The organism is Barnesiella sp. CU968, from assembly GCF_905219685.1.
Taxonomy (GTDB): Bacteria; Bacteroidota; Bacteroidia; order Bacteroidales; family Muribaculaceae; genus Lepagella; species Lepagella muris_A.
In genome coordinates this window covers 1-5993 of sequence record NZ_CAJMXD010000175.1, presented here as the reverse complement: position 1 = coordinate 5993, position 5993 = coordinate 1, and the positions used below count along the sequence as shown (strand labels likewise).

Genomic DNA, 5993 nt, shown 5'->3' with positions numbered 1-5993 from the left:
GTCTTCGGACTGTTTAACATTCATTCATAATCTCAAACCCTCTGACCCGTCAATATTTTTCAGGACGCCACATATCTATACTTATAGTTGCCTATCTTTAATTGCCGTTCATTTGCCGATGCAGAACCGAGAGAATATGGAAGCGAGTAGATCGGGAGTAGAGATGGTGCCGGTGAGCGTGGCGAGGTGGTGGAGGGTTTCGCGGACATCCTGGGCGATGAAGTCGGCAGATAAACCGGTGTCTAAGGCTGCCCGGGCACGAGATAATGCTTCGGCACCCCGCAATATGGCTGCGTAATGNCGCCCGTTGGTCAGTATTATATCTGTGTCAGGATTGTATTCCTTGCATGCCAGAGAAGTCATGACTCCTTTCAGTTCGTCTATACCATACCCCTCGGAGGCTGAAATCGACATACATGCGGCAAACAGATGCGCCGTCTCTTTACCGAATAAAGACTCCGCAGCTGCATCTGCACCGCACAAGGATTCTCCCTGTCCTGCCTCTGCCGGGCTGTATTTCTCCGACTCACAATTGTTTGCAAGATCAACCTTGTTGCAGACAAGCAGGTGTGATGCATCGGGCAACTCCCCTACCCTGTTTAGAATCTCTTTTAGCTGATTGTCTGTATCGCCTGTCGTATCAAGTAGCCAAAGTATGATGGAAGCTCTGGAGAGACGGTCTTCCGCCCTCTCTATACCAATGCGTTCCACTATATCCGCGGTATCGCGCAAACCTGCCGTATCTATGAACCTGAACAGTATCCCGTTCACTTCGCATGTATCTTCTATGATATCGCGGGTTGTGCCGGGCACATCACTTACAATTGCCTTCTCTTCTTCAAGAAGCTGGTTCAAAAGCGTAGATTTTCCAGCATTCGGCGCACCGGCGATCACCACCGGCACTCCGTCTTTCAGTGACCTGCCGGTAGAATAAGAAGCTGCGAGCCTGTGCAGCACTCCGAGCAGTTCATCTGCCAAATCCCTCAGACGCTTACGGTCAGCAAACTCAACCTCCTCTTCCGAAAAATCGAGTTCAAGCTCAAGCAAAGAAGCGAACTCAATCAGACGGTCCCGTAGATTATCAAGATATATTGTAAAACGGCCATTAGCCTGTCGCATCGCCATCCTGTGAGACGCTTTCGATGACGCGGAAATCAGGTCAATCACTCCCTCAGCCTGCGCCAGATCCATACGACCGTTCATAAACGCCCTCTGCGTAAACTCTCCGGGAGCAGCGGCTCGAGCTCCATGGCGCACAAGCAGGTTTACAAGTTCACGCTGAATCCACCGCGATCCGTGGCAGGAAATTTCGAAGACGTCCTCACCGGTAAACGAACGTGGACCCTTGAAAAAGGTCAACACAACCTCATCCAGCACACTGTCGTCTTCCAGAAGCACCTTGCCAAGATGCGCACTGTGAGATGCAATACCGTCAAGCGCAACTCCTTTCCAGCATTTACCGAGCACTTTGTCCGCGTCTTTGCCTGAAAGACGGACAACAGCTATGCCTCCCATACCGGAAGGTGTGGAAACAGCAACAATCGGATCAGTCTGTACAGCAGAAATCATCGTTGGTTCCATTCTCTGAAAGACGCTTTAGATTCAACCTCATTCTCAATATCATCCGGCAATGACGAAAAAAAATCATAACCTGTAAGTTTCTCGACATCATCTACAGTCATTACGTAATTCTGCATTGAGCCGGGAGACGGCATATTCGGAAACACAAAAGCGATTGCACGCGGTTTCTCCACATAAGGAGCCAGCAGCACCTTGAAAAAGGCACTCGGCACAAGCACTCCGTTGCCTATTGTCTTTATGTCGTCTGCATTATATATCGGACCCGCCACAATTACAATTGCCGAATCCCTCACCGCCCAGTTGCGTTCCTTGTTTTCGAGCGTGTTCCAGGCACCCGAATTCAACGAATGGTCCTGTGGGCACATATTTGCCATTACAAAACAATCGTCCATCGCCTCCGCACTCCATTTCTGTTCAGCAGCCGGACACATATGTCCCCGGTCATAGCCCGAATTGCGATAATCATTCGTTGTCGGGCAGCCATCTACATCCCGATCCTGCCAGAACCTGTTATGACGTTTTGCCTCACCCTGGGTTTCAGACCCAAGCAACTCCCATGCCACCCAGTTCGGAGTGCGGTTATGCCGGTTGAACGAGACCCGAAAACCGGTGTAATCATATTCCTTCGACTCCACAGCCGGAGGAGCCAAGACAATATCGAGACCCGTATAATACGGATTCCTCGATTCCTTATATTCATTATCCTCGCGTGTGCACAGTCTGTAAGCCCCGAAGCAAATCATACATGTGCACATAAGCAGAATAATCACAATCCATATTCTCTGTTTCATAACACAAAATTACAAAAAAACGTCTGATTATATCTATTCTTTCTCGGATATTTCTTAATTTTGCAGATAAACGCACGGTCCTGTGATATCAACCATAAACAGGAACTGTAAAAATCTGAAATATCATGACTGTAACCGAACGCTTTCTTGATTTCGTGAGATTCGACACACAGAGCGATGAACTCACCAATATGACCCCCTCCACTCCGGGTCAGATGGAATTTGCAAAATACCTCAAAAGTCTTCTCGAAGACATGGGACTTGAAGAGATCATTCTTGACGACAACGGGTATCTTTTCGCCACCCTCCCTGCCAACACCTCGAAGCAGACTCCCGTGATAGGGTTTATCGCACATATGGACACTTCTCCCGACATGTCGGGCAAACACGTAAAACCCCGCATTGTCACTGACTATGACGGTAAAGACATAACACTGAATGCAGAAAAAGGCATCTGCCTCGCACCGGAAGAATTTCCGGAATTGTTGAATTATATCGGTCAGGATCTGATTGTAACCGATGGCAACACACTGCTCGGAGCCGACGACAAAGCCGGCATAGCGGAAATCATAGACGCTATCGCATGGCTGCAGGCTCACCCCGAGGTTGAACACGGCAAGATACGCATCGGCTTCAATCCTGATGAAGAAATCGGTCTTGGCGCCCACAAGTTCGATGTCGAGAAGTTCGGCTGCGAATTCGCCTATACCATGGACGGCGGCGCAGTCGGCGAACTTGAATATGAAAACTTCAATGCCGCATCCGCAAAAGTAAAAATCAAAGGTCGCAACGTACATCCGGGCTATGCCAAGCACAAGATGATAAACTCAATCCGCGTTGCCAACAACTTCATCGCCATGCTCCCGCGCTGGGAAACACCCGAGCACACAGAAGGCTACGAAGGATTCTACCATCTTGTAGGGATTGAAGGAAGCGTAGAAGAGACAACCCTCACATATATCATACGCGACCACGACCGCGCGCGCTTCGAAAGCCGCAAACGTGAGATCGAACATCTTGTGCGCAAGACAAACATGGAATATCCCGGCTGCTGCACCGTGGAAATCAAAGACCAGTACTATAACATGCGCGAGAAAATCGAGCCAGTGATGCATATCATCGAGATTGCGGAAAAAGCCATGCGCGACGCCGGGATAGAGCCTCGCGTGCAACCGATCCGCGGGGGCACAGACGGAGCGCAGCTCTCATTCAAGGGTCTCCCCTGCCCCAACATTTTCGCTGGAGGGGAGAATTTCCATGGCAGATTTGAATTCGTGCCCATACAGTCAATGGAAAAGGCACGTGATGTAATCGTGAACATATGCCGCATCGCAGCAAAGGCATAATGCCCAAACCAAGAAACTGTTTATAATTTGGACCAACCCGAACTCATAGTCATCACAGGGCCGACTGCGTCTGGCAAGTCGGCCCTTGCCATAGATATCGCACGTGCTGTCGGCACCGAGATCATATCAGCCGACAGCCGACAGATATACAAGGGAATACCTGTTGTCACGGCAATGCCTTCGCCCGAAGAACTCGCCGTCGTGAAACACCATCTAATCGACATGCTTCCCCTTGACGCCTATTACAGCGCGGCGCGTTTCGAAGAAGACGCCCTCGCAATAGCTGAAAAACTTATCGAGCGCAACGGATCGGCAATAGTCTGCGGAGGCTCGATGATGTATGTCGATGCCCTTTGCAACGGCATTGACATGCTCCCCACCGTGCCCGACAGCATCCGCCATGACCTCGAAAAGGAATTTGAAAAAAAAGGGGGTGACTGGCTGAGAGAAAAGCTAAGGCTGCTTGATCCGGAATATTATGGAATTGTTGATTTGTGCAACACCAAACGGGTATTTCACGCTATAGAAATCATCCTTTCCTCAGGGAAAACATATACCGAATTGCGTACAGGAAAGAAACGCAAGCGTCCGTTCCGCATAAAAAAATACATGACAGACCTCCCCCGCGAAGTCCTGTTCGACCGAATCAACAGGCGCGTAGACATCATGCTTGAAAACGGACTTGAAGAGGAAGCGAGAACAGTGTATCACATGCGCCATCTCAACTCACTCAACACGGTCGGACTCAAAGAGATGTTCGCATGGTTCGAGGGCACAATGGATCGAGATACGGCAATCGCACGAATAAAGAAAAACACCAGGGTATATGCAAAAAAGCAAATGACCTGGTGGGCACGCGATCCGGAAATCGTAAAAGGCGACCCCGATACACTCCGGAAGCTTATTCTTCCTGATTCGAACGCCTGACCATCTGCACAGGTGTAGGATTCTCAGGCAATGAATTCAAAGTGCGGGAATCAGTGTTCTTCTGTTTCTTCATCTTTATTTTCACTTTATCGAATCCCTTGCCATAAACACCGTTCACAGCGCCCTGGGTCACAAATGCATCCTCGTCAATACTCTTTATAATACGGAAAATAGTGACCGATTCTATTTTGCGGCACCATACCATCAGTATCTTCACATCATGTTTTGAATACCATCCCTGCCCGTCAAGCACAGTCACGCCCCGGTGAGCCTCATGATTAACACGGTCAGCAATTTCCTGCCATTTTTGCGAAAAAATAAAGAATTGGGTAGCCTGCCTGTTGGTGTTTATAATCATGTCGGTAACATATGAAACAATAAACGTCACCATGAAGCCATAGACGATAGTAGGTATTCGCGCCTCTATACGCGCATCCCATGGTCCGTCAAACGGAAGGAGTATAGATGACGCCACAATCGACATGTCCACGAATATCATTGTCCGTCCGATGCTGACATTGCTTTTCTTTGCCACCATTGCCGCCACGATATCCGTGCCTCCCGAAGAGCCGTTATGTATGAAAGTTGTTCCGATTCCGAGACCACACAATATCGCGCCTAAAGCCACACTTACCACTCGATCCGGCACGAGAGGATGCCCGATACTCATGAAAATGCTCTCGAACACACCTATTCCGAAAGCCACTACCGTCACACCGAAAACCGTGCGCAGCACAAACGTGCGTCCCACCACCTTATAAGCAGCAGCCAGCAATAGAAGGTTTACGGCATAAGATGTCACCGCCACCGGTATTATGCCGTTGGTAGCGAAATAGACAAGGGTTCCGATACCCGCCACACCTCCGATCACAATCTCATGAGGCAGGATTAACGCACAAAACGCGAACGCATAAAGGAGAAGACCGAAGACTATGACTACATAATCCTTGGCATTGTTCATAAGACTGTTATACTTGTTTCCGCCCATCGTATGGAATTAGAAAGAACATAAATCAATCGCAAAATTACTCATTTTTTTCAATTATCAGCGGGATTTTTATAAATTTGCATTTAGAAGTAAAAAAATAATTCAATATGAAACACATCGTAACCCTATTCGCAGCGGCGGCTCTGACAACCGCTTCATCCAACGCGGCAGACTTTTTCTCGACTGAGACACCGGAGCAACTTTTCAATCTCGGCATTCGTCTGGGAGTCAACACATCCAACCGCACCGTCGGCAGCGAAAACATGCCGGGTTACAACGTGCAGGGATGGGGCACGGGATTTGATCTTGGAGTTGTAGCGGACATAAACATACGCGACTATCTCTCGATTCAACCCGGTG

At 48.9% G+C, this 5993-nt stretch carries 6 protein-coding genes; 3 read left to right on the top strand and 3 right to left on the bottom strand.

The genetic code is table 11. The features are described 5' to 3' along the window. Positions 1–108 precede the first annotated feature (108 nt). Positions 109–1569, bottom strand: a complete 1461-nt coding sequence (gene mnmE, locus JX312_RS07975) for a tRNA uridine-5-carboxymethylaminomethyl(34) synthesis GTPase MnmE (protein WP_204457637.1) — start codon at positions 1567–1569, stop codon at positions 109–111. After that, positions 1566–2372, bottom strand: a complete 807-nt coding sequence (locus JX312_RS07970; protein WP_204457636.1) for a DNA/RNA non-specific endonuclease — start codon at positions 2370–2372, stop codon at positions 1566–1568. The genes mnmE and JX312_RS07970 overlap by 4 nt, the downstream gene beginning before the upstream one ends. Positions 2373–2497: 125 nt before the next feature. Between JX312_RS07970 and pepT the strand changes: the two genes are divergently transcribed. Continuing rightward, entirely contained in the window at positions 2498–3718 is a 1221-nt protein-coding gene (gene pepT / locus JX312_RS07965) for a peptidase T (RefSeq protein WP_204457635.1), read from the top strand. 27 nt (positions 3719–3745) lie between these two features. Then, entirely contained in the window at positions 3746–4645 is a 900-nt protein-coding gene (gene miaA / locus JX312_RS07960; RefSeq protein WP_204457634.1) for a tRNA (adenosine(37)-N6)-dimethylallyltransferase MiaA, read from the top strand. Here the strand turns inward: miaA and JX312_RS07955 are convergent. Continuing rightward, positions 4620–5633 (bottom strand): YitT family protein, encoded by a 1014-nt coding sequence (locus tag JX312_RS07955; protein ID WP_123407278.1) that lies wholly within the window; start codon positions 5631–5633, stop codon positions 4620–4622. The genes miaA and JX312_RS07955 overlap by 26 nt on opposite strands. Positions 5634–5740: 107 nt before the next feature. On the opposite strand from JX312_RS07955, the gene JX312_RS07950 reads away from it, so the two are divergent. Continuing rightward, positions 5741–5993, top strand: a 253-nt coding sequence (locus tag JX312_RS07950) for a hypothetical protein (RefSeq protein ID WP_204457633.1), incomplete at its 3' end; no start/stop codon positions are given.

What these genes read in the sequence shown, in the direction of transcription:
- JX312_RS07970 (WP_204457636.1), bottom strand. Translation starts at nt 2,372, where the DNA reads ATGAAACAGAGAATATGGATTGTGATTATTCTGCTTATGTGCACATGT.
- pepT (WP_204457635.1), top strand. Translation starts at nt 2,498, where the DNA reads ATGACTGTAACCGAACGCTTTCTTGATTTCGTGAGATTCGACACACAG.
- JX312_RS07955 (WP_123407278.1), bottom strand. Translation starts at nt 5,633, where the DNA reads ATGGGCGGAAACAAGTATAACAGTCTTATGAACAATGCCAAGGATTAT.